The sequence below is a fragment of the Streptomyces sp. NRRL F-2664 genome, assembly GCF_000719345.1.
Classification (GTDB): domain Bacteria; phylum Actinomycetota; class Actinomycetes; order Streptomycetales; family Streptomycetaceae; genus Streptomyces.
In genome coordinates, this window is sequence record NZ_JOFX01000002.1 from 162157 (window position 1) to 187267 (window position 25111).

At 71.5% G+C, this 25111-nt stretch carries 26 protein-coding genes; 13 read left to right on the forward strand and 13 right to left on the reverse strand.

Annotation, left to right across the window (positions count from 1 at the left end; genetic code table 11):
- Positions 1–188: 188 nt before the first annotated feature.
- Positions 189–1202: a Gfo/Idh/MocA family protein gene (locus IF89_RS0103015; protein WP_030760639.1), complete on the reverse strand. Its 1014-nt coding sequence runs from the start codon at positions 1200–1202 to the stop codon at positions 189–191.
- Positions 1203–1221: 19 nt separating this feature from the next.
- Positions 1222–2136 (reverse strand): sugar phosphate isomerase/epimerase family protein, encoded by a 915-nt coding sequence (locus IF89_RS0103020; protein WP_030760642.1) that lies wholly within the window; start codon positions 2134–2136, stop codon positions 1222–1224.
- 26 nt (positions 2137–2162) lie between these two features.
- On the opposite strand from IF89_RS0103020, the gene iolC reads away from it, so the two are divergent.
- Genes iolC through IF89_RS0103040 form a run of 4 tightly spaced genes read left to right on the forward strand, consistent with a single transcriptional unit; the run spans position 2163 to position 7506 of the window.
- On the forward strand, positions 2163–3149 hold the full coding sequence (gene iolC / locus IF89_RS0103025) for a 5-dehydro-2-deoxygluconokinase (protein WP_267882085.1): 987 nt from the start codon (positions 2163–2165) through the stop codon (positions 3147–3149).
- 7 nt (positions 3150–3156) lie between these two features.
- The gene (gene iolB, locus IF89_RS0103030) at positions 3157–4113 is read left to right on the forward strand and encodes a 5-deoxy-glucuronate isomerase (RefSeq protein WP_030760648.1); all 957 of its coding nucleotides are present in this window, start codon (positions 3157–3159) and stop codon (positions 4111–4113) included.
- On the forward strand, positions 4110–5993 hold the full coding sequence (gene iolD, locus IF89_RS0103035) for a 3D-(3,5/4)-trihydroxycyclohexane-1,2-dione acylhydrolase (decyclizing) (RefSeq protein ID WP_030760650.1): 1884 nt from the start codon (positions 4110–4112) through the stop codon (positions 5991–5993). Before iolB ends, iolD begins: the two co-directional genes overlap by 4 nt.
- 13 nt (positions 5994–6006) lie before the next feature.
- A complete protein-coding gene (locus IF89_RS0103040; protein WP_030760652.1) occupies positions 6007–7506 on the forward strand; it encodes a CoA-acylating methylmalonate-semialdehyde dehydrogenase in 1500 nt (499 codons plus the stop codon).
- Between the two features lie 216 nt (positions 7507–7722).
- Here IF89_RS0103040 and IF89_RS0103045 read toward each other — a convergent pair whose 3' ends face one another.
- The 5 genes from IF89_RS0103045 to IF89_RS0103065 all read right to left on the reverse strand — a co-directional run bounded on the left by IF89_RS0103045 (position 7723) and on the right by IF89_RS0103065 (position 13142).
- Entirely contained in the window at positions 7723–8793 is a 1071-nt protein-coding gene (locus IF89_RS0103045) for a WxL protein peptidoglycan domain-containing protein (protein WP_051806742.1), read from the reverse strand.
- Between the two features lie 103 nt (positions 8794–8896).
- Positions 8897–10192, reverse strand: a complete 1296-nt coding sequence (locus tag IF89_RS0103050; protein WP_234327645.1) for a hypothetical protein — start codon at positions 10190–10192, stop codon at positions 8897–8899.
- Positions 10193–10553: 361 nt separating this feature from the next.
- Complete coding sequence (locus tag IF89_RS0103055) at positions 10554–11879, reverse strand: S8 family peptidase (RefSeq protein ID WP_078628060.1); 1326 nt, start codon at positions 11877–11879, stop codon at positions 10554–10556.
- 108 nt (positions 11880–11987) lie between these two features.
- Entirely contained in the window at positions 11988–12401 is a 414-nt protein-coding gene (locus IF89_RS0103060) for a GNAT family N-acetyltransferase (protein WP_030760663.1), read from the reverse strand.
- Positions 12402–12656: 255 nt separating this feature from the next.
- Positions 12657–13142, reverse strand: coding sequence for a hypothetical protein (locus tag IF89_RS0103065; protein WP_030760666.1), 486 nt, complete (start codon positions 13140–13142; stop codon positions 12657–12659).
- Between the two features lie 238 nt (positions 13143–13380).
- On the opposite strand from IF89_RS0103065, the gene IF89_RS0103070 reads away from it, so the two are divergent.
- On the forward strand, positions 13381–13845 hold the full coding sequence (locus IF89_RS0103070) for a phospholipase (protein WP_030760670.1): 465 nt from the start codon (positions 13381–13383) through the stop codon (positions 13843–13845).
- A gap of 19 nt (positions 13846–13864) precedes the next feature.
- Here the strand turns inward: IF89_RS0103070 and IF89_RS0103075 are convergent, their stop codons facing one another.
- The 3 genes from IF89_RS0103075 to IF89_RS0103085 form a co-directional block, all read right to left on the reverse strand.
- Positions 13865–14986, reverse strand: coding sequence for a sulfite oxidase (locus IF89_RS0103075; protein WP_030760673.1), 1122 nt, complete (start codon positions 14984–14986; stop codon positions 13865–13867).
- Positions 14987–15078: 92 nt separating this feature from the next.
- The gene (locus tag IF89_RS0103080) at positions 15079–16359 is read right to left on the reverse strand and encodes a phosphoribosyltransferase (protein WP_030760675.1); all 1281 of its coding nucleotides are present in this window, start codon (positions 16357–16359) and stop codon (positions 15079–15081) included.
- Positions 16360–16797: 438 nt separating this feature from the next.
- A complete protein-coding gene (locus IF89_RS0103085; RefSeq protein WP_158717790.1) occupies positions 16798–17220 on the reverse strand; it encodes a hypothetical protein in 423 nt (140 codons plus the stop codon).
- 425 nt (positions 17221–17645) lie between these two features.
- Here IF89_RS0103085 and IF89_RS40600 point away from each other — a divergent pair, with 425 nt between their 5' ends.
- A complete protein-coding gene (locus tag IF89_RS40600; protein WP_158717791.1) occupies positions 17646–18392 on the forward strand; it encodes a hypothetical protein in 747 nt (248 codons plus the stop codon).
- A gap of 39 nt (positions 18393–18431) precedes the next feature.
- Here IF89_RS40600 and IF89_RS49575 read toward each other — a convergent pair whose 3' ends face one another.
- The 3 genes from IF89_RS49575 to IF89_RS0103100 are packed head-to-tail and all read right to left on the reverse strand — an operon-like array spanning position 18432 to position 21791.
- A complete protein-coding gene (locus tag IF89_RS49575; protein ID WP_420706862.1) occupies positions 18432–20294 on the reverse strand; it encodes a zinc-ribbon domain-containing protein in 1863 nt (620 codons plus the stop codon).
- Between the two features lie 55 nt (positions 20295–20349).
- Positions 20350–21003: a YdcF family protein gene (locus tag IF89_RS0103095; RefSeq protein WP_030760681.1), complete on the reverse strand. Its 654-nt coding sequence runs from the start codon at positions 21001–21003 to the stop codon at positions 20350–20352.
- Positions 21000–21791, reverse strand: coding sequence for a GntR family transcriptional regulator (locus IF89_RS0103100; protein ID WP_030760684.1), 792 nt, complete (start codon positions 21789–21791; stop codon positions 21000–21002). Before IF89_RS0103100 ends, IF89_RS0103095 begins: the two co-directional genes overlap by 4 nt.
- 240 nt (positions 21792–22031) lie before the next feature.
- Here IF89_RS0103100 and IF89_RS0103105 point away from each other — a divergent pair, with 240 nt between their 5' ends.
- The 7 genes from IF89_RS0103105 (at position 22032) to IF89_RS0103135 (ending at position 25089) form a co-directional block, all read left to right on the forward strand.
- Positions 22032–22295: a DUF6284 family protein gene (locus IF89_RS0103105; RefSeq protein ID WP_030760687.1), complete on the forward strand. Its 264-nt coding sequence runs from the start codon at positions 22032–22034 to the stop codon at positions 22293–22295.
- The gene (locus IF89_RS44435; protein WP_030760690.1) at positions 22292–23425 is read left to right on the forward strand and encodes a hypothetical protein; all 1134 of its coding nucleotides are present in this window, start codon (positions 22292–22294) and stop codon (positions 23423–23425) included. The genes IF89_RS0103105 and IF89_RS44435 overlap by 4 nt, the downstream gene beginning before the upstream one ends.
- Entirely contained in the window at positions 23425–23793 is a 369-nt protein-coding gene (locus tag IF89_RS41725; RefSeq protein ID WP_078628062.1) for an RRQRL motif-containing zinc-binding protein, read from the forward strand. The genes IF89_RS44435 and IF89_RS41725 overlap by 1 nt, the downstream gene beginning before the upstream one ends.
- Complete coding sequence (locus IF89_RS0103120; RefSeq protein WP_030760693.1) at positions 23783–24175, forward strand: DUF3307 domain-containing protein; 393 nt, start codon at positions 23783–23785, stop codon at positions 24173–24175. Before IF89_RS41725 ends, IF89_RS0103120 begins: the two co-directional genes overlap by 11 nt.
- 15 nt (positions 24176–24190) lie before the next feature.
- Complete coding sequence (locus IF89_RS0103125; protein WP_030760695.1) at positions 24191–24373, forward strand: hypothetical protein; 183 nt, start codon at positions 24191–24193, stop codon at positions 24371–24373.
- Positions 24374–24395: 22 nt separating this feature from the next.
- A complete protein-coding gene (locus IF89_RS0103130; RefSeq protein ID WP_030760698.1) occupies positions 24396–24773 on the forward strand; it encodes a DUF6251 family protein in 378 nt (125 codons plus the stop codon).
- 85 nt (positions 24774–24858) lie between these two features.
- Positions 24859–25089, forward strand: coding sequence for a DUF6257 family protein (locus tag IF89_RS0103135; RefSeq protein ID WP_030760700.1), 231 nt, complete (start codon positions 24859–24861; stop codon positions 25087–25089).
- Positions 25090–25111 lie beyond the last annotated feature (22 nt).

Sequence of the window (25111 nt, forward strand, 5' to 3'; positions counted from 1 at the left end):
CCGGCGCGTGGACGCTGACGATCACTCGCGTTGTGCCCGGGGAACGACGCGCGACGAGGGCCGGGGAGGGGCTGTCGACCTCCTGTGACGCACCACCCGCGTAACGCGGACATCCGTGACACGAGGGCGACCCCTGTGACCGGAGAGTCACAGGGGTCGCCGGAGGTTGCGTGGGGCTCAGCCGCGGGTCAGCGGTACAGGACGGGCCGCTCCACCAGGGACACTTCGGTCCGTGCACCGCTGCGCGCGGCCGCGAGCCCCGCCTCGGAGACGGCGGCCGCCGCGTAGCCGTCCCAGGCGTCGGGGCCCGCCACGCCGCCGCGCGCGGCGGCGGCCACCCAGCGCCGCAGCTGCCGGTCGTAGGCGTCGGCGAAGCGCACGGTGAAGTCCTGGTCGATCGCACCGCCCCAGCGGCCCGCCGCCTGCACCACCATCGCGTGCCCGTCACCGATCCGGGCGCTGCCCGCCTCGCCGACCGCCTCGCACTGCACCTGGTAGCCGAAACCGCAGTTGACGAAGATCTCCACGTCGACGACGGCGCCCCCCGACGTCTCCAGCAGCACCAGACGGGGATCGGCGAGCCCCTCGGGCGCGGCCGACGACGGCCGCGGCGAGAGCACCGTGACCGCGGTGACCTCCTGGCCCAGCAGCCAGCGCGCGGCGTCCACCTCGTGCACCACGGAGTCGCTGATCAGCATGTCGCTGGTGAAGAAGGACGGCGACGAGGCGTTGCGGTGCCGGCAGTGCAGGAAGAGCGGACGGCCGATCCCGCCCCCGTCCAGCAGCTCCTTGAGCCGCTCGTACTCGGCGTCGTGGCGCCGCATGAACCCCACCTGCACCAGGCGTCGCCCCAGTCGCTGCTCGGCCTCCATGATGCGCAGCGCCCCCGCCGGCTCCGGGGTCAGCGGTTTCTCGCACAGCACCGGCAGCTCGCGCTCCAGGGCCTGCAGGATGGCCTCCTCGTGGGCGGGCCCGGGGGAGGCGACCAGTACGGCCTGCACCCCGGGCGCGGCTATCGCCTCCGCCGGGTCCGTGTGCGCACTCGCACCGTCGAGCGCGCCCGCGACCTCCTTGACCCGGTCCCCGTCCGGGTCGGCCACGGCCACCACCCGGGCCCCTCCCACGGTCCGCCCGAACCGGCGCACGTGGTCCGCGCCCATCCTCCCGGTGCCGATGACGGCGATGCCGAGCGTGCTGGTCATGTCGGGTACCTCCGGAAGGTCAGCGGGCGCCGCAGGAGCGCAGGTAGGCACGGGTACGGCGGGCGATCGGCAGCGGCCGGTCGGGCGGGCAGGGATACATGTCCTGCTCCACGATGGCGAACAGGTCCACCCCCAGCCGCTGGGCCGCGGCCAGGACGGGCTCCAGCGCGGGCACCCCCGACGGCGGCTCGCACATCACGCCGCGGCCCACGGCCGGCCCGAAGGGCAGCCCCTCGGCGACGACTTCGGCGAGAATCCGCGGGTCGACCTGCTTGAGGTGCAGGTAGCCGATCCGCTCACCGAAGGCCTCCACGGCCCGCACGCTGTCGCCGCCGCAGTACGCGTAGTGGCCGGTGTCCAGGCAGAGGGAGACGAGGCCGGGGTCGGTGGCGTCCAGGAAGCGGGCCACGTTCTCCGGGGTGTCGATGTGGGTGTCGGCGTGCGGATGGACGACGATCCGCAGCCCGTACCGGTCCTGCACCTCGCGACCCAGACGCTCGGTCTGGGAAGCGAGGTCGCGCCACTGGGCCGGGGTGAGGGTGCGGTCCTCCAGCACCTTCCCCGTCCTGTCGTCGCGCCAGAAGGAGGGGATGACCACGAGGTGGGCCGCGCCCACGGCCCGGGTCAGCGCCGCGATCCGCGACACGTGGTCCCAGGTCTCCTCCCACACGGCGGGCCCGTGATGGAGTCCGGTGAACACGGTCCCGGCCGACACCCGCAGGCCGCGTGCGGCCGTCTCCTCGGCGAGCCGGACGGGATCCGTGGGCAGGTAGCCGTACGGTCCGAGCTCGATCCACTCGTAGCCCGCCTCGGCCACCTCGTCGAGGAAGCGCCGCCACGGGGTCTGCTGCGGGTCGTCGGGAAACCAGACACCCCAGGAGTCCGGGGCCGAACCGATGCGGATACGGGTCAACGCGGGCGGGGAGGACGTCATAACGGCCACCTTAGGGTGGAGGACGAGTGGGAGGACTGACTGTGACCGGCACCGGCGATCCGTATCCGTTCGACCTGATCACGATGGGCCGGATCGGGGTGGATCTCTACCCGTTGAGGACCGGCGTACCACTGGCCGAGGCCGACACCTTCGGCAGGTTCCTGGGCGGCTCCCCGGCGAACGTGGCCGTCGCGGCGGCCCGCCTGGGCCGGCGGACGGCGGTGATCAGCCGCACCGGGGCGGACCCGTTCGGCGCGTACCTGCGGACCGAGCTGCGCGGTTTCGGGGTGGACGACCGGTGGGTGACCGAGGCCCCCGGGCTGCCCACGCCGCTCACCTTCTGCGAGATGTTCCCGCCCGACCGCTTCCCGTTGTACTTCTACCGGCTCCCGAAAGCACCGGACCTGGAGATCACGGCGGACGAGGTGGACCTGGAGGCGGTACGGGCGGCGCGGATGTTCTGGGTGACGGGCACGGGCCTGAGCGAGGAGCCCTCGCGGACGGCGACGCTGGCGGCGCTGGCGGCCCGCGACCGCGAGGGCGCGGGGACCACGGTGTTCGACCTCGACTGGCGGCCGATGCTGTGGCGGGAGAAGCCGGAGCCCTTCTACGAGCGGGCCCTGGAGCACGCGACGGTGGCCGTCGGCAACCAGGAGGAGTGCGAGATCGCCACGGGCGAGTCCGACCCGCACGCGGCGGCCCGGGCGCTGCTCGCCGCGGGGGTGGAACTGGCGGTGGTCAAACGGGGCCCGGAGGGCGTGCTGGCGGTCCACCGCGACGGAACGGTGGCGCAGGCCGAGCCGGTCGCGGTGGACGTGGTCAACGGACTCGGCGCGGGCGATGCGTTCGGCGGGGCCCTGTGCCACGGACTGCTCGCCGGTTGGGAGTTGGGGCGTGTCGTGCGGTACGCGAACGCGGCGGGGGCCATCGTGGCCTCGCGGCTGGCGTGCTCCAGCGCGATGCCGTTCCCGCACGAGGTGGAGGAGGTGCTGGGGCGTGCCGGTGCTGTCTGAGTGGGCGATGGAGTGGACCCGGCTGCGGGTGCTGGCGCTGGAGCCGGGCGAGACGTACGCATTCGCCTGCGGCGACGCGGAATGGATCGTGCTCCCGCTGTCGGGCGCCTGCGAGGTCCGTTGCCGGGCTCTGGCCGGACCCGCGCCTCACACGCCGGCGGGGATGGGACTTCCTGCGGAACTCGCCGAGAGCGGGCGGCGGCCGGATGCAGCCCCGCCGGCGTTCGAGGCGCGGGGGTTCGGGGGCGGCGCCCCCGCAGCGGAGCCGCAGTTCTTCCGACTGCGGGGGAGGACGGGGGTGTTCCACGCCGTCACCGACTTCGCCTACGTGCCCCGGGACGCGCACACCGAGGTCGGCTCCGCCGCAGGCGGCAGGTTCGCGCTCCTCGGGGCGCGGTGCGAGCGGCGCCTGCCCGCACGCTACGGCCCCGCCGAGACCGTTCCCGTCGAGCTGCGCGGCACGGGCCACTGCTCGCGCCAGGTCAACAACTTCGCCGCCGCCGGCCCCACCGGCTTCGCATGCGACCGGCTGATCGCCGTCGAGGTCCTCACCCCCGGCGGGAACTGGTCCTCGTACCCCCCGCACAAGCACGACGAGCACCACCCCGGCGAGGAGTCCCGCCTGGAGGAGATCTACTACTTCGAGATCGCCCCGCACGGGGACACCCCCGGCCTCGGCTACCAGCGCGTCTCGCCCTCCCCCGCCGGCAGGACCGACGTCCTGGCGGAGGTGCGCACCGGCGACGCCGTACTGGTCCCGGACGGCTGGCACGGCCCGTCCATGGCCGCCCCCGGTCACGACATGTACTACCTGAACGTGATGGCCGGACCGGACACCGGCAGCCCGCGGGAGTGGCTGATCCGCGACCACCCGGACCACGCCTGGATCCGCGGCAGTTGGGAGGGACAGGACGTCGACCCCCGGCTGCCCTTCCCCCGGGCGGAAGCGGAGGACCACCGATGAGGCTCACCGTCGCACAGGCACTCGTACGCTTCCTCGCCGCCCAGTACACCGAGCGCGACGGCCGCCGCCACCGGCTGGTCGCCGCCACCTGGGGGATCTTCGGGCACGGGAACGTCGCCGGCATCGGCCAGGCACTCCTGGAGACCGGCGCCGACGGCCCGGACGGCATGCCCTTCCTCCAGGGCCGCAACGAGCAGGCCATGGTGCACGCCGCCGTCGGGTACGCCCGGCAGAGCGGCCGGCTGTCCACCCACGCCGTCACCACCTCCATCGGCCCCGGCGCCACCAACCTCGTCACCGGCGCCGCCCTCGCCACGATCAACCGGATCCCGGTGCTGCTGCTGCCCGGGGACACCTTCGCCACCCGCCCCGCCGATCCCGTGCTCCAGCAGCTCGAAGTGCCCTACGCCGGGGACGTCTCCGTCAACGACGCCCTGCGGCCCGTCTCCCGCCACTTCGACCGGATCACCCGCGCCGAGTCGCTCGTACCGGCCGCCCTCCAGGCGGTCCGCGTGCTCACCGACCCGGTGCAGACCGGCGCCGTCACCCTGGCGCTGCCCCAGGACGTGCAGGCCGAGGCGTACGACTGGCCCGAGGAGTTCTTCGCCGAGCGGGTCTGGCGAGTACGGCGGCCGCGGCCCGACCGCGCCGAGCTCGCCGCAGCCGCCGAGGCGCTGCGCGGCTCCGCGCGCCCCCTGATCGTCGCCGGCGGCGGGATCCGGCACAGCGCGGCCCAGGCCTCCCTCGCCGCCCTCGCCGAGGCGACCGGAATTCCGGTCGCCGTCACGCAGGCGGGCAAGGGCGTGCTCCCGCACGGCCATCCCGCCGACATCGGCGGGATCGGCCACACCGGCACGGCCACGGCCGCCGGCCTGGCCCGGGAGGCCGACGTGGTCCTCGCCGCCGGGACCCGGCTCAGCGACTTCACCACCGCCTCGGCGACCCTGTTCCGGCATCCCGGCGTCCGGTTCGTCGGCCTGAACCTGGACCCGTACGACGCCCACAAGCTCGCCGCCCGCCCCCTGGTCGCAGACGCCCGCGAGGCGCTGGACGGGCTGCGGGAGGCGCTGGCGGGCCACCGGGTGGACGCCGCGTACGAGGCGGCGTACCGGCAGGAGGCCGTCCGCTGGGACGGCCTCGTCGACCGGGCGTACGCCGTGCCCGCGTCCGAGGAGGACCTCCCCCCGACCCAGGCGCAGGTGCTCGGGCTCCTCGACGGCCTCGTCGACGCCTCCGACGTCCTGGTCAACGCCGCCGGCTCGCTCCCCGGCGACCTGCACAAGCTGTGGCGGGCCCGGTCCGCGGACCAGTACCACGTGGAGTACGGCTACTCCTGCATGGGCTACGAGATCCCGGCCGCCCTCGGGGTCGCGCTCGCCGCACCCGGCCGGCCCGTGTGGGCGCTGGTCGGCGACGGGACGTACCTGATGAACCCGACCGAGATCGTCACGGCCGTCCAGGAGGGCGTCCCGATCCGGGTGGTGGTCCTGGACAACCACGGCTACGCCTCCATCGGCGGCCTCTCGGGAGCGGTGGGCGCCGAGGGCTTCGGCACCGCCTACCGCTTCCGGGCGCCCGACGGCACGTACACCGGCGATCCCCTCCCGGTGGACCTCGCGGCCAACGCGGCTTCCCTCGGCATGGCCGTCATCCGTGCCCGCACCGTACGTGACCTGCGGGAAGCTCTCGCCGAGGCCCGCTCGGCAACGCGTCCCACATGTGTCTACGTACAGACCCGAACGCCCGACACTGTGTCGGGCCCGCCCCCGGCACCGGCGTGGTGGGATGTTCCTGTGGCCGAGACCGCGACCCGTAAGGCGGCGGTGGAAGCCCGTGAAGAGTACGACCGGCAAGCCGCGCAGCGACGTCGCCATCTGTGAAGGAGCAAAAGGCATGAAGACCGTCAACCACTGGATCGGTGGCAAGACCGTCGAGGGCGCGTCGGGGAACTACGGCCCGGTCACCGACCCGGCCACCGGCGAGGTCACCACCCAGGTCGCGCTCGCGTCGGCCGAGGAGGTCGACGCCGCGGTACAGGTCGCGAAGGAGGCCTTCCTGACCTGGGGCCAGTCCTCGCTGGCCGCCCGCACCAAGGTGCTCTTCGCCTACCGGGCCCTGCTCGACGCCCACCGTGACGACGTCGCCGAGCTGATCACCGCCGAGCACGGCAAGGTCCACTCGGACGCGCTGGGCGAGGTCGCGCGCGGTCTGGAAATCGTCGAGCTGGCCTGCGGGATCACCACGCAGCTCAAGGGCGAGCTGTCGACATCGGTGTCCAACCGGGTCGACGTCTCCGCGATCCGCCAGCCGCTGGGCGTCGTCGCGGGCATCACGCCCTTCAACTTCCCGGCGATGGTGCCGATGTGGATGTTCCCGCTGGCGATCGCCTGCGGCAACACCTTCGTCCTCAAGCCGAGCGAGAAGGACCCCTCGGCCTCCAACAAGCTGGCCGAGCTGATGGCCGAGGCCGGCCTGCCGGCGGGCGTGCTGAACGTGGTCCACGGCGACAAGGTGGCCGTCGACGCGCTGCTGGCCCACCCCGACATCGCGGCCGTCTCCTTCGTCGGCTCCACCCCCATCGCCCGCCACATCCACACGACCGCCTCCGCCAACGGCAAGCGCGTGCAAGCCCTCGGCGGCGCCAAGAACCACATGCTGGTCCTGCCCGACGCCGACCTGGACGCGGCCGCCGACGCGGCGGTCTCCGCCGCCTACGGCTCGGCCGGCGAGCGCTGCATGGCGATCTCCGCCGTCGTCGCCGTCGGCTCCATCGGCGACACGCTGGTGGAGAAGATCCGCGAGCGCGCCGAGAAGATCAAGATCGGCCCCGGCAACGACCCGACCTCGGAGATGGGCCCGCTGATCACGGCCGCCCACCGCGACAAGGTCGCGTCCTACGTCAAGGGCGCGGCCGCGCAGGGCGCCGACGTGGTCCTGGACGGCACCGGCTACACCGTCGAGGGCAACGAGAACGGCCACTGGATCGGCCTGTCGCTGCTCGACCACGTGCGCACCGACTCCGACGCCTACCGCGACGAGATCTTCGGCCCGGTGCTGTGCGTCCTGCGCACCGAGACCTACGAGGAGGGCGTGGCCCTCATCAACGCCTCGCCGTTCGGCAACGGCACCGCGATCTTCACCCGTGACGGCGGCGCCGCCCGCCGCTTCCAGCTGGAGATCGAGGCGGGCATGGTCGGCGTCAACGTCCCGATCCCGGTGCCGGTGGGCTACCACTCCTTCGGCGGCTGGAAGGACTCCCTCTTCGGCGACCACCACATCTACGGCAACGACGGCATCCACTTCTACACCCGCGGCAAGGTCGTGACGACCCGCTGGCCGGACCCGTCGGACGCCCCGGCGGGCGTGGACCTGGGCTTCCCGCGCAACCACTGACCGCGCACCGCCCGGACGTCCCCGGACCGAGCCGCCCCCCGCACGCATCACCGCGGGGGGCGGACCGGCGCTGCCGGGCCCCGGCGGCGCAGCGCATGGGCGAGGGAGCGGTCGCCGCGGCTGTCCGGGACGAGGAACGGTGCGGCGACGTTGTGAGCCGATGACGGCTCTGAGCGGTGATGGCCGGACACCGTCACCCGGGGACACCTTGGCCGGTCAGCGCGTTCCGGCCAAGTCCAGGACGGACTGCTCCTGGTCGCTCTCGGCGCGACGGCGCCGGCGCAGTACCCCCACGGTGCCGCCCGCGCCCGCCAGGACCAGCAGCAGACCGACGGCCGGCCAGGGCACGGCGACGAAGTCGCTCTCGGCGCGCGAGACCAGGCCGGGATGGGCCGCCGCACCCGCCGTGATCCTGACGGTCACCCAGTCCGACTGGGGGGCGTCCGGCCACGGTTCGGTCAGCTCGATCCGCTGGCCCGGCAGCAGGGCCAGCTGCAGCTCGCGCCCCGGCCGGTCCAGCACCCGCCGGCCGAACAGGCCCTCCGCGGAGATCGCCACCTCGGGCCCGACCACCACATTGCCCCGGTTGACCAGCGTGTACGAGACGGTGGCGCGGGCGTCCTGCACCCAGGGCAGCAGCGGGGCGGACCGGCTGACCCGCACGTCCTCCACGCTCAGCCCGGGGGTGACGGGCCCCGGGACCCTGAGGTACAGGCGGGCGCCGACCGAACGCTTCACCCCGACCTGCACCTTGCCGTCCTGCTGCACGCCCTCCACGGCCGTGCCCAGGGCCACGATGCCGCCCACGTGGTCACCGGGCGTCGCGTCCGCCGGCACCTGCACGGTGAAGGGGATGTCCTTGCGGCCCTTGGCCGGCACCGTGACGGTGCCCGCCGCCTCCGGGGCCAGGGAGATCCACGCCCCGACGTCCTTCGGCCTCGTCTCCACCGGCAGCAGCGCGAACGCGCCGCCCGCCGGGGTGTTGACGGCGTCGGTGGCGAAGACCTGGAAGGTCAGTTCCCGGTCGGAGGAGTTCAGGACCGTCACGCTGTCGGTGAGGGTGGTGCCTGCGGCGCCCTCGTGGAAGAAGTACGCGCGGTCGGTCGTGGCGGCGCCTGCCGTGGGCGTCGGGAACACCGCCCACGTGCCGTTGTCGGCTGCCGTCGCCGGGGCGGTCGGCAGCAGGCCCGCGACCAGCACGAGCAGGCCGAGGAGCAGACCGTGCAGGGGGCTCAGGGCGCGGGTGCGGCTGTGTCTGCGGCGGGGCGTACTGCTGCGGGGGCGCATGGGCGGTCTCCAGTCGGCGCGGAGCGGGGAAAGGGGTGGTACGGCGCCGGAGCGCCGCACCACCCTGACGGAGCGGCCTTGCGGTCGTGCGGGGTCGCACGGGTCAGGCGATCGAGAAGGTGACGACCGTCCGGTAGGTGTCGGCGAACATGAAGGGCGGGAGCTGGATCATCCCGGCGCCGCCGACGGCGAACTCGCCACCGGTCAGCTCGTCGCCCCCGGCGGCCTGGGACGCGACCTTCATCGGGACGTCCGAGATCGCGCCGGGCGTGCCCGCGGTGCAGGTGCTCGGGCTGTCCGGGTTCGTCACGGTGCAGGACGGCTGGATGCCGATCTGCGCCTTCGGCATCGAGTGGCCGGTGGTCTGGTTCAGGAACGGCGTGCGCGTCGCCGTCACGTCCCAGCCGAGCGAGCCGCCGCGGAAGTCCTGGACGGTCGCGGCGTTGAACACACCGACCACCGACTGGGGCTTGCCGTTGATGGTGACCGCGCCGAAGCTGACGGCCGGCTGGCCGTCCTTCGGGCCCAGGGCCAGCGGTCCGGGCAGGATCTCGACGTCGACCGGGTTCTTCACGCCCGGCTGGTCCTCCGTGAACACGAAGGCCTTGTACGGCGTGATCGAACCGTCGATCCTGATCGTGTCGGCCTTCTTGGTGACTGTGATCGTGCAGGTCGCGGCGCCCGAAGCGTCCGCGGTACCGGTGCCGGTGTCACCGGTCGCCGCTCCGGCGAGCAGGGCGGAGCAGGTGACCGGACCGGCCGGGAAGTTGGCGCCGTTCACGACGACGGCGGTGCCCGCCGGACCGCTGTTGGGCGTCAGCTTCGTGGTGACCGGATCCTTGGGCAGGGCCTCGACCGCGACCGATCCGAGCGAGGCGCTCGGCCGGGGGGCCGGGGTACAGGTGGTGGTGAAGACGGAGCCGGAGAGGTCCGCGTCCGTCACCGCCAGATCGAGGGCGACCTGGACGGTGGTGCCCTCGGTGCCGTCGGGGATTCTGATGGTGCCGGAGAACGCCTTGGGGTCGAGCGGCTGCCCGGCCACGACGGACACGGTCTCCGGTGGGCTGGTCACCACCTGGGTGGTCGCGCCGACCTTGAGGGTGATCTTGGAGGTGTTCACCGTGGTGACGGAGAACGAGGGGATCAGGGGGCTCGCACCCGGGTCGATCGTGATCGGGACGACGTCGCCCGCCTTCGCGCCGTCGGGCAGCGTGACCGTCCAGTTCTGGTTGCCCGAGCCGTCCGGCTGCGGCGCCGGGGCGTCACAGTTCTCGAAGACGACAGTGGTCCTGGTCGCGGCCTGCGCGGGGCCCGCCAGGCCCGCCACGGCGCCGGTGAGGGCCAGCGACAGGGCCGCCGCCGCTGCCGGCACTCTGCGTCGATGCGTTCTCGTACTCACTGGGTCGCGACTCCTTCGTCGTGACGAAACCTCCCCCCACCCGCTGTGTGGGGGAGGCCGAGCCGGTGCGGTGGCCGATATTGACGCGTCACGGTGATGAGAAGTCAATGACTTGCTTTGTCCGGAAGCACACAGAAATTGATGGGCCATCAGGGAAGGGCTGATGGCCCATCGGGCGGCCCGACGGACACCGACCGATCGGGGTGGGCGGCGTGTCCGCCGGCCCGGCCCGGGGTCCAGGCGCTATCCGGCCTTTTCCGGCCGTCGGGCCCCGTCCGGCCGTCGGGCCCCGTCCGGCCGTCGGGCCCCGTCCGGCCGTTGGGCCCCATGCGGCAGTTGGGCCCCGTCCGGCAGTCGGGCGCTATCCGGCCGGGGCCACGACAGCCGGATTCCCGACGCCGGGATTCCCGACGGCCGGGTTACCGGCGGCCGGGGGGACGGTCGGTGGGGCGGCCGGGTGCATGACGGCCGGTGGTGCCTCCGGCTTCACCGCGGCCGGGTGGACGGTCGGGATGTGCAGCAGCCGGTTCGGGGTGCCGGCCGGCAGCCCGGTGATGCGGCCGGGAACGGCTCCCCGCACCAGCGCCTCGGCCACCTCGGCCGGGGTGCGCACCGTGCCGCCCGCCAGCAGCAGCGCGGCCGCGCCGGCCACGTGTGGCGCGGCCATGGAGGTGCCCGAGGAGCGGGCCGTGCTGGTGGCGGAGTCCTTCGAGGCGGAGACGACGGAGACGCCCGGCGCGAACAGGTCCACGCACGAGCCGTAGCTGGAGAACCGCGCCCGGCGGTCCTCGGCGTCGGTCGCACCGACGGTGACGGCCTGCGGGACGGAGGCCGGGGATCCGCCGCACGCGTTCCTGCCGTCGTTTCCGGCGGCGGCGACGAAGGTGATCCCGGAGGCCGTGATCCGCAGGACGGCGGAGTCGAGGGCGCGGCTGCGGCTGCCGCCCATGCTCATGTTGGCCACGGCCGGAGTGCCGGGGGAGCGGGCCGCGTCCTTCACCACCCAGTCGAGCCCCTTGATCATGGCCGACAGGCGGCCGTCGCCGCGGCAGTCGGCCACCTTCACGGAGACGAGGGAGACACCCTTGGCGACCCCGTACGTCGCCCCGCCCACGGTCCCCGCGACGTGCGTGCCGTGCCCGTTGCAGTCGCGGGAGCCTTCCAGGAACACCGCGTTCGTCCCGGAACGGGCGCGGCCGCCGAACTCCTGGTGACGGGTGTTGATCCCGGTGTCGACGACGTAGACGGTGACGCCCTCGGCCTTCGTGGCGTACGTGTACGAACCGTCGAGCGGCAGCTCGCGCTGATCGATCCGGTCCAGCGTCCAGGGCGCGGGGCTCTGCGGCTGTACCTGGGGGGTGTCGATGCCGGTGGTGGTGTGGAACACCGCGTCCGGTTCCACGGAGGCCACCCGCGGGTCGGCGGCCAGGGCGGCGGCCCGCGCGGCGGTGGTGCGGACGGCGAAGCCGTCGAGGACGGCTTCGTAGACGGGGCCGACCTCGTCGCCGGCCTCCGCGGCCTCGGCGGCCAGGGCACGGGTCGGGGCGCGCGAGGCGGTGTCCTTCAGGGTGACGACGTAGGGGGCGACGGGTCCGTCGGGCGCGGCGGCGGTGTCCGGCGGTGGGGCGAGGGTGGTGGCGGCGGCCGCCAGGAGCGCGGCGGGGACCAGCGGAGCGAAGGGGGTCATGCGCCCGATGCTCGGCGAACGGCGGTACGGACGCGCGGAGGGTGCGCCGAGTGGCCGCACGACACGCCGCCGCCCGGGGGGCGCCGGCCCGCGGACGTCCGGGCCGGATCAGGGGGCGAGGGGCCAGCCGCGCATGGTGAACACTCCCTCGTCGCGGGCCCCGGCCGCGTCGTAGGTGGCCAGGGCCGCCTCGTTGTCCGTGTCGACCCCCACCCACATGCCGTAGCAGCCGCGCTGCCTGGCCTCGTCCGCCAGGGCCAGCGTCAGGGCGCGGCCGATCCCGCGGCGGCGGTAGCCCTCGTCCACCGACAGCTCGTAGAGGCACATCTCCGTTCCCTTGTCGGGGTGGACCATTTCGATGCCGGAGACCATCCCGGCGGGTACGCCGTCGACGTACGCGATGAGCATCAGGTGCCCGGGGGCGGCGAGGAAGCGCTCGGACCACTCCTCGCGGGCGGGCCCGTCGAAGAGGGATGCGGCGGCCGCGAGTTCGGCGGGGGTGAGGGCCCGGCGGATGTCCATGGCGGTCACGATATGCGCGCGCGGCCGCCCGCCGCACGCATCGCGGCACGGCGTGGCGGGCGGCACGCACACACCGGCCGGTGACACACCGCAGTCGTCAACCGGTGCGTACCGTGGCTGACTTGGAGACCAGTGGCGGGCTGCGTACCCACGACATGGTCACGCCGGAGGTGACCGGATCCGCTGAGTCGCGCTGCCGGGCGTTGCGCCGCCGAAGCGTGTCGTTCGGAGCGTGCCGGAAGGCGTGCCGGCTCCCTAGCCGTCGGCGCGGGGGGACGGGGTGCCGTCGGTCCAGGCGTAGACCCGCTTGCCGTGCACCGCGACCTGGTACTGGTGGAAGTCGCGGCACTCCGTACGGACTTCGGCCTCCCGGGTGTCCGGCCGCCACCACCGGGCGTGCAGGTCCGGGGCGCCCTGCTGCCTGGGGGTGCCCGCCGTGCAGCGCGGGCCGTCCAGCGGCGTCTTGCCGAGGTCGAACCGGATCAGCCGGGACTCCCCGCTGGTGCGCACCCGTATGCGGACGTCGGTGGCGTCCTTCGGTATCCAGGAGGGCAGCGCGAACGGCGCCCCCGCGCGTGCCGGGGCATCGGCGGCGGTCGCGAAGCGCTTGCCCTTCTCCTTGAACACCTTGTGGTCGATCGTGTCGGTCACCGGGTTGGGCGGCAGGTCGGGCAGGGCGAAGGCGGCGGTGGCGAGGACCCCCACGGTGGCGGCGGCGATGACGAACGGGCGGCGGTTCATGCCCTCCAGTGTCGGCGGGGGCGACCCGCTCGCGCGTCCTTCCTCAGAACGAACCGTGCCTTGGCCGCAGGTAGCACACGGCCTCATACCTGGGAGGGGGCTCCGCCCCCAGCGGTGGCCCTCGGAGACCGGCCACCCCGCCGGCAGCCGTACCGCCCACCGACCGGGCCGCCCAGTAACCGCGCGGCGGCCGCCCCCGTTGGCGGGTTGACCGTCCGTCCGGCTCCCGAGGACCCCCATGCGCCGTCGCCGCCTCCTGCCCGCCCTCGCCACCTGCACCGCCACCGCCGTGCTCGCCCTCGCTCCCGCCGCCTGGGCCGCGCCCGAGGTACCGGCCGACAAACCGCAGGTCCTGAGCCGCTGGACCCAGCCCGGCGCCGCCAGTTACGCGGCCTGGGCCGACGCGCGCGAGCACCGCGCCGCGTGGGCCGCGTACGCCTTCGACTGGTCGACCGACCAGTGCACCACCTCCCCGGACAACCCCTTCGGCTTCCCCTTCGCCGCTGCCTGCGCCCGCCACGACTTCGGCTACCGCAACCACCGCGCCGCCGGCATCTTCCCCGCCGCCAAGGCCCGGCTCGACGAAGCGTTCCACGCGGACCTCCAGCGGGTGTGCGCCCGCTACTCGGGCAACCGCAAGCGCTCCTGCGACGGCACCGCGTGGACGTACTACCAGGCGGTCAGGCTCCTCGGCATCTCCTGACGGCCCGTCCCGGAACGGGTCAGACGCAGAGCACGTGGACCCGTTGCACCGCGTTGTTGCCGAAACCGCCGCGGTTCCAGGGCTGTTCGAGCGGCTGCGTCCGGCCCTCGGTGTCCGTCGCGCGGACGCTGAGGACGTGGCGGCCCGGCGCGGCCGTCCAGACCCAGCTCCAGGCCTGCCAGGCCCACGGGTGCGGCTGCGCCGCCGCCACCTCGGCCCGCGACCAGGTCAGGCCGTCGTCGGCGCTCACCTCCACCCGGGCGACGGCCCCGTGGCCGGACCAGGCCCGCCCCCGTACGCGGACGCGCCCGGGGCGCACGATGCGGGTCCGCGACATGAAGTCGGGGAAGCCCGGCGGGATCATCAGCGCCCGCGGCGCGATCCGGGTGACCGGCTCACCGGGGTCGTCCGGGCCGTCGGCGGCCCGCCGGAAGCGGTAGGCCACGGACTGCTGGAAGCCGGTGAACGGCGCGTCCACGAGGGTGATGTCGCGCAGCCATTTGACGTGTGCCATGCCGTACCAGCCGGGGACGACCAGCCGCAGCGGGTAGCCGTGCTGCGGCGGCAGGGGCAGGCCGTTCATGGCGTAGGCGATCAGCACACCGGAGTCCTCCCCGGTGGCGTAGGGCAGCGGCAGACTGCGCCGGTAGTCCTGCTCCACGCCGCGCTCCACGCCGTGGTCGGCTCCCGAGAACACGGCCTCGACGGCGTCGGACCGCACCCCCGCCCGCTCCAGGACGAGGCTCAGCGGCACCCCGGTCCAGTCGGCGGTGCCCACCGCCTCCACCAGCCACGGCTGGCTGACCGGCCGGGGCGTCAGCCGCGCCCGGCCGTTGCCCGCGCACTCCATGGTGACGCGGCGGGTGACCGCGGGGAACGCGCGCAGGGCGTCGAGGCCCAGCGACAGCGGTGTACGGACCAGGCCGCCGACGGTCAGACTCCAGCCGTCCGCCTCGGCGTCGGGGATGTCGTAGTGGACGAGGACGTAGTGCAGCCCGGGCGGGGTGACGTCGTAGCGCAGGGCCTCCAGCGGCAGGCCGTGGTTGCGGGCCGCGAGGGCCAACTCGTCCTCGCCGATGCCCTCACCCGCCCGGGCGATGCGCGCCGGGCCGCTGACATCCCCCGCGGACGCCTGCTCCATCTCCCCATCGTCGCGCGCCCCGGCCCCGGCGGCACCCCAGGGGATGTCCCGCCGCCCCTCGCCCCGACCGACCCCGGTCCGCCCGACAGGACCTAAGGCGCCAGGTACCGGGTGAACCAGTCACCGGCCAGGCGCGCCACCGCCTCCAGGGCGCCCGGCTCCTCGAAGAGGTGTGTGGCTCCCGGCACGACCTCCAGCCGGTTCTCGCAGCGCAGCTCCCGCTGCGCCCGGCGGTTGAGGTCCAGCACGGTGGTGTCCTCGCCGCCGACGACGAGCAGCGTGGGAGCCCGTACGGCGGCCAGCCGGGGCCCGGCGAGATCGGGCCGGCCGCCCCGCGACACCACGGCCCCGACATCCGCTGCGACGTCGGCGGCGGCCCACAGTGCGGCCGCAGCGCCGGTGGACGCCCCGAAGTAGCCGACCGGCAGGGGCGTCCGCCGGCGCAGCCAGGCGGTGGCGTCCACGAGCCGTCCCGCCAGGGCCCCGATGTCGAAGACGTTGGCCCGGTCGGTCTCCTCGGCGGGCGTCAGCAGGTCGAAGAGCAGGGTGCCCAGGCCCGCCCGGTGCAGCTCGGCGGCGACCGCCCGGTTGCGCGGGCTGCGGCGGCTGCTGCCGGAGCCGTGGGCGAACATCACGACCGCCCGGGCGCCCTCCGGCAGGGCCAGGTCCCCGGCCAGCGGCAGGCCGCCCGCGTCCACCTCGACCGCGGCCGCCGGCGGGGCCTGCCCGGCCGCGGGGCCGGCCGCCGCCCGCGCCAGCAGCGAGACGACCTCCTCGTCGGAGGTCTGGGCGAAGTCCCGGTACCACTCGCCGACGGCCCGGAAGGCGGGTGGCGAGGAGAGGCACACCACCTCGTCGGCCGCGGTGCGCAGCCACGCGACCGCGTCGGGCGGCGCCACCGGCACGGCCAGCACCACCCGGGCCGCGCCCTGCGCCCGTACGACCTGGCACGCGGCGGCGGCCGTGGCGCCCGTGGCGATCCCGTCGTCCACGACGATCACCGTCCGGCCGTCGAGGGCCACGCGGGGCCGGTCACCGCGGAACGCCCGGGCCCGCCGGGTGAGTTCCGCCTCCTCCGCGCGCTCGACCGCCGCCACGTCCTCGGGCGTGAGCCGGCCGGTGCGGACGATGTCCTCGCTGATGACGCGTACCCCGCCCTCCCCGATGGCGCCGAAGCCGAGCTCCCGGTGGGAGGGCACGCCGAGCTTGCGGACCACGATCACGTCGAGCGGGGCGCCGAGGGCCCGCGCCACGGGGAAGGCCACCGGGACGCCGCCGCGGGGCAGGCCCAGGACGACGGGACGTGCCGCCTCCAGCGGGCGCAGGGCCGCGGCGAGGCGCTCTCCGGCGTCCGAGCGGTCGGTGAAGAGCACGGGGTTTCACCCCCAGGTCGAGGGGAGAGGGGCAGGGCGGGAAGGAACCGGGGAAGGGACCCGCACTCCTTTCGACGCAACCCCACGCCGCGGCTTCCCGCAAGTCGGTCCATGGGGGAAGGGGAGGAGGAGGGCGGTGGTGCCGCCCCGCCGCCGACCCGTGGCGCGCCAACTGCGGGGATTGCGGGGCGTAGAGGGTGCTACCACCGCCGCCACCTGCGCAAAAGCCCTCCGCGGAGGGAGGGCTTGTGGTGGAGAATGTGTACCCCCGGCAGGACTCGAACCTGCGGCCAAGTGCTTAGAAGAGACCTACGTGCTCCGCCGAGGTCAGGGCGCTGACCAGCGGCGGAGCTGCCTCCTCGCTGCTTTGAGCGGCTACCGTCACGCGCATTCACCGGAAGCACCAGTTCCGCCACGAGGCCGTCATCCGATCAGCAATCAACGAGCCCTACGGAACAGGTACAAGCCGACGATCTTCCCCTTGACCGCCACCCGATCCTTCGACAAGAGCCCGTCGGGCCGGGACTCCTCGCTGAGGTGCACGTAGACGTACTGGGCGGTGTGGAGGGACCACCCCTCATCCTCAATCCGAGACAGCAGGTCACTCCGGGGCGAGGCCCCGCCCGGCCTCGGCCGGGTGGTCTCGCGCTTCGTGGGAGCCGGCCCGCCGAAGTCCACCGCAGCGGCCCCGTAGACCGACCAGCCGCTCGTACTGCGCTGATCGACCTCGGCTTCGAACCAGCCATCGCCCCGTTCGAACGCGTGGATCGCCGCCGTCACGATCACGCTCTCTGCGTCCTCGACCACCGCATCATGCCGCTCAAGAGCTTTGGCATCCCGAGCCTCGTTCCTGGCAGTCATCTCGCTCTGCCTGCTCTGCCACCGCTCCTGCATCCATGTTGTTTCCCTCGGTAGCCGGTTCGTAGGTGCACTGATGATGCACGCCGGCTGCCTGCTGGCACCGGGGAACTGCGAACGCCAAACAGGGGTGTGATCCGATGTCTCGGGGCACTCCACCGGGTCCTGCTCTGTATGGGCGTCAGGGTTTGAACTCACGACCTCTTCGCCCCGAAGCAGCGCAGGCCAGTGGCCGAGCGGTGACCTGTGTGCCGCTGACCAGTGCCGATCGTCCGTAGGCGTCCGCCTACGTCCGCCGCTGTGCGCCGTGGGTGTCACCCAGTTAGACACTCACCGCCAACGAGCGGCTGAGAGGCCGACTGAGGTGCTGTCCACCGTCGCGGACCAAAGCCGTACCACGGCACCCGTAGCTCGCTAGCATCGCGAATATGGGCCACGAAGCAAGTGAGACAAGGGCAGGATCATCGGCCGAGTCCGGCGTCAAGGCCGCAACCGGAGCGATCGTCGCAGTAGTCGGTGCAGCCAACCCAATCGCAGGCATAGCACTCGGGGCACTCAAGGAGTTCGTCGACGCCCCGCTCCTGCGCCTTGTCGAGATGGATCGCGCACGCCGTGCCGAGCGAGGAAGGCAGGCGCTTGCTGCTAGTTCTCGGGAAGCGGGTCAGTCTCTGGACAGGCTTGTTCAGACGATCGAGACCAGCTCTGATCTCCTGACGTTGATGTCGGAGACCGTACAGAGCGCCATGGCAACGCCCCTGGATGAAAAGATCATTGCGCTCGGGCGGTGCTTGGGACGCGGGGTGCGGGACGAAACCACCGTCGACGCGGAGCGTCTCCGCGTTCGCGGACTCGCAAGCATCGAGCCGCCAGAGGTCAAGCTCCTGGAGGTCATCTCCAGACAGACGTACCCGGCGCCGACAGGCTGGGCACAAGATCGCCTGCCTGGATGGAGGCGACCCGAGATCCTCAACGAGCTGCCCGGCTTCGCCATGGCTCTAGACGCCTCGATCGCCCGTCTGACTGCGGAGGGACTTGTCATAGATGACGGGATCGGCAGGCTCCCCGGAGACGATGCCCCAGACGCACGTGAGATGTGGGTCCTAACAGATTTCGGGCGGGACTGCTTGGCTCTCCTTAGGGCGGTCTCCCCTATCGGGGAGGACGGTGTCACGTGAGCTGAAACGTGCAGGGCATGAGCCGGTTAGCGAGTTGCGTCATCGGCAGCACCTCCTTTTTGCCCCGCGAGATACGGAAAACACGGCTGCCGTAAATGTATGTCGACCCGTATGGCAGTACCACTCGCACTCCAGATTGCTCTGCATTCTGAGGTTGTGTGGATTTCGGTTCGGATCCTTCAGGCAGCGAATGAATCGAGATGCGATTTCGGGCTCTAGTTCCGCAAGGGACTGGCCGGGGGGTGCAGAGGAGCGTGCTTTGTTGTTGCTTGAAACTCCTTGACGGTGACAGAAATGGCAACCTGATCCCTTGGTCGCTCTGTTTCGAATGGTGCTTTCCCACGTGCGGCCGCATTTGTGGCACTGCCATTCTGCGACATCGGATGAAGACGGAGAGCGCAAGGAAAGGTCGAATAGCGGGTTTGTGAGATTCCTTCTGAATTCGGCCACAAGGTGCGGATGTTTGGTGGCGGCTGACGCATACCTGACTTTTCCTTTAGTCTCCGCCCACGCCTCCGCGGCTTTAAGGAGGGCTTGTTTGATTCCCTCTGTGGGCAAGGGATTGAATGGCAGTCCGTGAGCTGTCATAAGTGGGCGGAGTGTCGAGGTCCAGATGTGAGGGTCGATTCCGTCCCTCGTCGCGTCGTTGACAATTAGAGTCTCGCCTGGAATTTGAGGAAGTCCCCGTGCGCGAACTCTGACATAGTTCAGGTTGCGCAGGAGAAGACTCTTTCGGGTGTCGTTTGCGATAGTGCGCTCGGACTTGTGAGTGTGGAGCGGATCCAAATCAATGTACAGCTGTATCTCGGGTACGAACAGATCCACTCTGGGTGATCGGCCCGAAGCTCCACTAAGCTCCTTGATTTCGAAGTCGCACAGTATGTCCGTGCCGGTGGATGCTTCTAGGAGAAAGCGCACTTCGAGCTCGAATCGCGACCTGCCGGCCGATGAGCATCTTGGGCACTCGGACCCGTTGGTCCGTGTAAGAACGCGAGCCTCCCACTCATGTCCGTTCGGGCACCTCCACCGGCAGCGGTCATTGCTGCCGACTTTCAGCTGCCCGGGGCCCTCACCGGGTGTGGTCAGATTCTCAACAAAGCTGCGGCTGATACGCGGATGGCGATCATTGAGTGACTCCCCTTGCTTGGGGAGCCGGCGGTGGGTGGCGATACGACGGTCGTAGCATTTGCGGCACCCGGAGCCGGGTCGATTTCGATGCGAGCGGACACGCGAGGCCACCGTTGCCACCCAAATGTGGCCGCAGGTAGAGCAAATCCAGTCGCATTTATCTGCAGAACCCGGCTTAAGCTCGGTCAGGCCAACTCCCGGAGTTGTTAGATTTTGGACGAACTCGTCGGCAATATCCCCCAGAATTTCATGGGCGGTTCGTGACGTGCCATCGGGGTGGCGCTTCCATTTTCCGCGTCTTGCGGCGAAACATGAGGGGCAGCCAGTGTTTCCACGTGTTCGATTTTGTGGAGTCGCAATCCATTCGTGACGGCATGTTCCGCAGCGCCATCTACATTGGTAGGCGCTCTGGGGTTTGAGCTGGACGGCTGTGAGTTCGTTCTCGAGGTTTTCGATGAACTCCGCTGCAACTTGCGGATAAATGTCCGTCAGGGATTTTCCCGGCTGCGCTATCCTGCGCGCGTTAATAGTTCGCAGGCGTCCACACTTCGGGCATCCGCTTCCTGCACGGCCGGAAGTGCGCTTCTTGGCGCTGGCAATCCATTCATGAGTGCAAGCCGTGCATCGCCATTCGCAAGGGTGTGGCGCAAGAGGGTGCAAGGTCTCACGTGTTATGTCATTGAATCCGATCACCGATACCAGCTCATTCGCTATGTGTGGATGAGTGGTAGCGATTGAATACTGCCCGTGAGGCGCTGAATCCGGACTCGTCACGATTACCCCCAGTTCGAAAGCGAGGTCAATCTACAAGGTTTCCCGTGATCATCGTTCAGGGGGTAGTGATCAATCTGCTGGTGAAACCCTGGTCGCGCAGGCGTTCATAGGCGGTGAGAGCGGTGTCCGGCACCGGCATGTAGACCATGAATCCCTGATCCGGGTAGAGCTGGAGGCGTTGGAAGGCGCCGACGAGCATGTCGATGACGACCTTCGGGTCACCGATGGAATCGACGTACTCCGTGAAGGTCATCGGCGTGGACGCACTGATGACCTCGACCTCCGGCCACAGCTTCCGCGCAGTGGCGTACGCACGCCGCTCTTCGTACGGCTTGCTGATCAGCAGTACGGATTCGATGGGGCGGCCGGCGTCTTCCAGCAGGGTCCGGGTTAGCCGGATGTTCTCTCCGGTGTTGCGGGCGTTGGGCTCCACGAGGACGTCCTCAGGCGGGACGCCCAGCTCCAACGCCCGCTCGCGGTAGTGCACCGCCTCCCCGCGCGGCATCCGGGCTCGGGTCGTCGGGCTGGTGGCGCCGGTGAACACGATCAGGGGCGCCAAGCCGCGCTGATAGAGGTCGACCGTGGTGTCAGCCACGCCCAGGTCGTGACTGCCAAGGCCGACCGCGACTGAGCAGGGGCGCGGCTCATGGTGCATCTGGTGGAAGTCCCAGATGAGTTCCGCGTCCGCCCACGCCTGCTCAGAGATCACTTCTGTTCGCCACCCTCGGCCGAGTCCGGGACTTTGAACTCATACTCCCAGGCGAAGCGCGAAGCGGCGTGGACCCCTATGGCGAACTCGACGACTGTCCCGTCCTCGGTGTACGTCGTGCGGTGGAGCTCAACTACGGGCTCGCCCGTCGGCAGCTTCAGGAGCTTGATCTCGTCGGCTGTGGGGACGCGCGCGAAGATGCGTTCCTTCATGTGGTCGATCTCGTAACCGGCGTCGTACAGGACCCGGAAACCGCCGCCGCGGCCCGCGGGCCCGGGGGTGGGGTCGACGATGCGCGTGCCCTCGACGTGCTCAGGGCGGTAGTAGCTGGTGAGCGTGTGCGTCGGCTGCTCACCCTCCTTCACGAGGCGAGCGCGCGCGTACACCTGGGCGCCGGCGGGCAAGCCGTGCGCCTCAGCCGCAGGGGCGGGCGCTTCGATGAGGCTGACGGACTGGGTCTGCTCGCCACGCCGGTAGGTACGACCGGAAGCGACCCGGTCCGCGATGAACGCGACCTCGTCCCCGTCCCGCCATTTCGCCTTGTCGTAGCGGCTGATTCCGATGCGCTTCAACGGGGTCTGTGCGCGCACCATCGTCCCCACGCCGCGCGACGACGTGACGAGCCCCTCGGCCTCCAGGGCCTTGTAGGCGGCATTGACGGTGGCCTTGGAGCCCTCGCCTGCCTCGACCAGGTCGCGAATCTGCGGCAGCAGTTGGCCAGGGGTGTAGTCGCCGTTCTTGATCTGCTCGGCCAGTTTGTCGGCCAGCTCTCGCCACTTCGGTGCCACCGGGCACTCCTCTCGACATGGCCAGTTTCCCACAGTCCTAGGACATTGACAGTCCTAGGACTGGAGTGTCATGGTCTACCTCAACGGCGAACAGTCCTAGGACAAGTCGCTCCTCTTGGAGTTGCTGTGCTCGCCCGAGTGAGTGCTGTCCCTGCTGCATCCCAACGCAGTGCAGCCCCCGGCGTTCCCGCGCCGGAGGCTGCTGTTGGGTCCCGTTCCTCTCTCGAAGGAGCAAGACCCGTGAAGTCCATCGTTGCACTTCAGAAGCGCGTTACCCCGTGGTCCGACGGTCTGGAGCCGTCGGCCGCGGAGCTGGACGCGATCGAGGAGGAGATGCCGGTCATCTCCGCCGAGGTCGAGTTGCTGGACGTTCGCATCGCCCTGATGGACCGGGTGCCGAACGAGCTGGACGAGCGCCGGTTCCGGCGGGCGGTTCACCGGCTGCTGGAGGCTCGCCGCACGTTCGCCGCCGCGACGCAGCAGGTGCCGGGTGGTGCCGCGTGAATACGGCCAGGCAAACCCTGAGCCGAGCGCAGAAGGTGGTGCTGACCGCGGCGTTCGTGCCGATGGTCGCCACAGGTGTGGCCGGCGGGTTCGGTACCTACTCGAACATCTCGGCCGCCTACGGTGCGGGGACAGCATTGGGTGCGGTCGCGGCCGGTGAGGGTGCGACGGCCGTGCTGGCGCTGGTGCTGCTCGGGCTGACGATGCTGGGGCAGTCCTCGCCGATGGTGATCCGGGCGGGGCTGTGGGCTCTTCCCGCCGCCGCGGCGGTCATGTCTGCGATGGCTGCCACCGACCCCGGCGAGACCGTGATCTACGCCCTGACCCCGATGGGCATGACCACGGCCGCCGAGGGCGCGGCGTTCCTCGCCCGCCGGATCGTGGTCCACCGTGACGGACGCGACGCCGAAGCCGACCGGAAGGCCGCCGCCATCGTGCAGGCACTGGCGTACCGGCAGGCGGTGGCAGCGAGTCACCCCGACGAGAAGGTGCGGCAGAAGTCCGAACTGGTGGCGTGGAAGCTTGCCGGGAAGGTCGGCGCCGGTGACCTCGCCCTGGGTGAGCGGCTGCTCGATGTTCAGCGCGACCGCGTCACGGCCGGCGCCGACTCCGCCCTGGCCGCCATGTTCGGAGCCTCAACTCCCTTGGCGATCGCGGTGGCGGGCCCCGCCCCGGTGGTGGAGCTGGAGGTCGACCGATCCACCGAACCGATCCACCCCACAAATCAGCAGCAATCTGAGCAGATCGGTATGGAGCGGTCTACCTCTGAGCAGTCACTGCGGGCCCTGGAGCCCCCTCCGGTCGTCCCCGATCCGCTCCGGACGGAAGAGCCCACCCAGTCGCCTGCCGTGGATCCGGCGGAGTCGTCCGATCGGCCGGTGATGCGTGCGGTTGCGGCTGACGGGCCGGTCCGTCGTCGGGCCACCGGCCGGGTGCCGGAGATCGCCCGCACCAGCGTCCCGCGCCGTACCCGGGAGGAACTGCTCGCTGAGGCCCGGCAGCTGACCGAGTCCTGGCCCTCCGAGCACGTGACCGGTGACCGGATCCGCAAGGCGCTCCGCACATCCCCGGTCAACGCCCGGTGGCTGCGGGAGACGCTGCGGGCCGAACGCGACGCCTCGACCGGCTGATGGCGACGCTTCCCGTCTACCGATGGCGTCTGGCACCGGACGGGTTGGCCACGCGCCGCCAGCTCCGAGCGGCAGGGCTGCGGCCCGGCGGTCAGGACGTCGCCGCCCAGCTGGAGCGGCCCCGCCGCCGGCGCGGCCCACTGATCGCCTACCTGTACCGGATCGACCGCGCCCGCCCCGTCCGCCCGATGACCCCCGCCAAGACCGCCGCTCTGGACCGGGCGAACGCCGCCCGCCGTACCTGCCCCGCCTGCCGTAACGACGTCGGATACGTCATCCCGGTCTCCCTCGGCATGTGTGTCCCGTGTGCGTATCCCGCTGCCGACAGCACGTCTGACCTGCCCGGAAGGGGCTGTCATGTTCGCTGAGATCGCGTTTCTGCTCTACGTCGGGCATCTGCTGGCCGACTACCCGTTTCAGACCGACCACCAGGCCGCCCACAAGGCCGGATGCGGACGCATCGGTTGGGCCGCCAACGTCTCCCACTCCGCCACCCACGTGCTGATCTGCGGCCTGCTCCTGGCCGTCGGCTCGGTCGGGCTGGGGTGGCATCTTCCCCTGCTGCCCGCGGTGGCCGCCGTCGTCTGGATCGGCATCAGCCACGGGTTCATCGACCGGCGGTGGCCCGTCGCCGCGTGGATGCGGCTGGCCCGCCAGCAGGGCTGGGCCGCCCACGGTGGCGCCGCGCACGTCGACCAGACCGCGCACGTCCTGGCCCTGACTCTCGCCGCGCTCTTCCTCGCTGTCTGACCGAAGGGATCTTCCATGTCCAGCAACGACATTGCCGTCCAGTACCGCACCGCCGGCGGCGCCACCGTCACCGTCTACGGACGCGGCTTCGAGTACCGGGCCGAATGCGCCGGCTGCAGCGACTGGACCTTCAGCGGAAACCTCAAGAGCTGGGCCCAGCGCCACGCGCGGCGCTGCCTCGCCCTGCCCCGCCGCTGACCACCGGAGAGGAGTACACCCGATGAACCACCTGCCCGAACCTCACCGGCCGCCCGGCATCGTGCAGCTCCCCGACGGCCGCCACGTCTACGCCGACCAGCTGCCCGCCACGTACGCCGGGCCGCAGGTCGTGCACCAGCACATCCACCAGGCCGCCCCCGACAAGACCGTCCAGCGCATCGCCCTCGGCTCCGGAGTCGGCGCCGGCGCGGTCGCGGCGGGGGTGTACTTCGGCCCGCTCCTCGTCGCCGCGCTCACCGCGATGGCCGCGAACCTCGCCTTCCTGACCCTCCTGGCCCTGATTCTCGGCTGGGGCGTGCACACGGTCGTGAAGTCGATCGGCAGCCCCGAGGCCGGAGTCGCTGCGAAGAACGTCCGTAGGGCCCGCCGCCGGGGCTGACGGCTGCCTGATCCACCCGCCCCCGCAGGGCGGGTGGTGAAGGGGAGCCGGACAGCCCGGACTCCAGACGAGATTGGGACCCGTGATGGCCAAGGACCCGAAGTTCACCGCTCGTGAGATCACGCAGATCGGCTGGTACACGGCCCGGATGGCCAAGCGCGGGATCGGCGGGGAGAACGTTCACCTCGGCGACCTGCAGAAGAAGGTCGACCGGATCATCGACGGCGCCCGCGACCGCGAGGCCCAGCAGGCCGCCGACCAGGCCGAGGCCGAGAAGGCCGCACGCAAGGCCCGTGCGAAGAACCACCGCAAGTAGCTGCGCTCCTGGGGCGGCCGCC